This window comes from Mesorhizobium sp. M7A.F.Ca.US.014.04.1.1 (genome assembly GCF_003998745.1).
GTDB classification, from domain to species: domain Bacteria; phylum Pseudomonadota; class Alphaproteobacteria; order Rhizobiales; family Rhizobiaceae; genus Mesorhizobium; species Mesorhizobium ciceri.
In genome coordinates, this window is the sequence record NZ_RZRW01001021.1 from 1 (window position 1) to 1251 (window position 1251).

Annotated in this window: 2 protein-coding genes; both read right to left on the reverse strand. The window is 58.6% G+C overall.

Annotated features, from left to right (window positions below):
- A partial coding sequence (locus tag EOA22_RS34115) for an ABC transporter permease (protein WP_164756202.1) occupies positions 1–539 on the reverse strand: 539 nt, incomplete at its 3' end.
- Between the two features lie 6 nt (positions 540–545).
- A partial coding sequence (locus EOA22_RS34120; RefSeq protein WP_164756203.1) for an ABC transporter permease occupies positions 546–1251 on the reverse strand: 706 nt, incomplete at its 5' end.

The window sequence follows — 1251 nt, forward strand, 5'->3', positions numbered from 1 at the left end:
ATATGATGGCGGATGATCCAGAAAGAGCTTGCGCCCGTGGCACGCGCAGCTTCCACGAAGACCATTTCCCGGACAACGAAAACCTGGCCACGAACCAGGCGGGCGACCGTCGGCGCAGTGACGACACCCAGCGTGACCGCCAGGTTGACCACCGATGGCCCGAGCATGGCGGTGATGATCAATGCGAGAACGAGCCCCGGCAAGGCGATGAAAATGTCGATTATCTGGACCAGGACAAAATCGACCCAGCCACGGAAAAACCCGGCGATCAGGCCAATGGGCGCGCCGATCAGCACAGCCACGATCGCCGCCGAAGCACCCACCTGCAACGAAACCCTTGTCCCGTAGATGACGCGCGACAGCACGTCCCGGCCCAGTTGGTCCGTGCCAAGAATATTCTCAGCCGAAGGCGGCCCGAGGACATTGATCGTCGTAGCGGTCGGGTGCAGTGGCGCGATCAAGGGCGCGAACACCGCGATCAATGTGATGATCACCAGAAGCGTCAGGCCAAGGACCAATCGGAACGGAAGTTTTCTCATTGGATTCTAAGCCGATGTTCGCACGAGCGGATTGACGAGGCTGTAGGTGATGTCCGCCACAAGGTTGAGGATCATCACGCCGACGATGATCACCATTCCCACCGACAGCATCACCGGAAAATCCCGGGACGAAATCGCTTCGACCACCAGCCGGCCCATGCCTGGCATGGAAAAGACGGTTTCGGTCACGACCGCCCCGCCTACCAGTTGTCCAAGCGAAAGTCCGGCATAGGTGATCAAGGGCAATATGCTGTTGGGCAGAATGTGCCGGTAGGAAATGCGCGCCTCCGACAGCCCCTTGGACCGCGCGGCCTGGATGTAAAGGTTGCCTTTCACCGACTGATATTCGGCCTTGTAGACGAGCGTGAAGGAGCTGAAATAGAAGGTCGTAAGCGTGATAATGGGCAGGATCATGTGGATGAGATGTTGCCCAGCGCCCCGTGACCACGGCGACCATCCGGTCGTCGGCAGCCAGCGTAGCTGAACCGAAAACAGGTAGATCAGCAGCAGTCCGAGAAAGAAATTCGGTACAGTGATGCCAACGATGCTTATGGCGGCGGTGAGCCGGTCCACCAGCTTTTTCATGAACGTAGCCGAATTGATTAGCGTGGCCCCCAGGAATGCGATGAGGATCGCCCAGGATGCCAGCTCGAGCGTTAGAGGAAGAGCATCCGCGATCATTTGCGCGACAGGCTGCTGGGTGGAGTAGGAT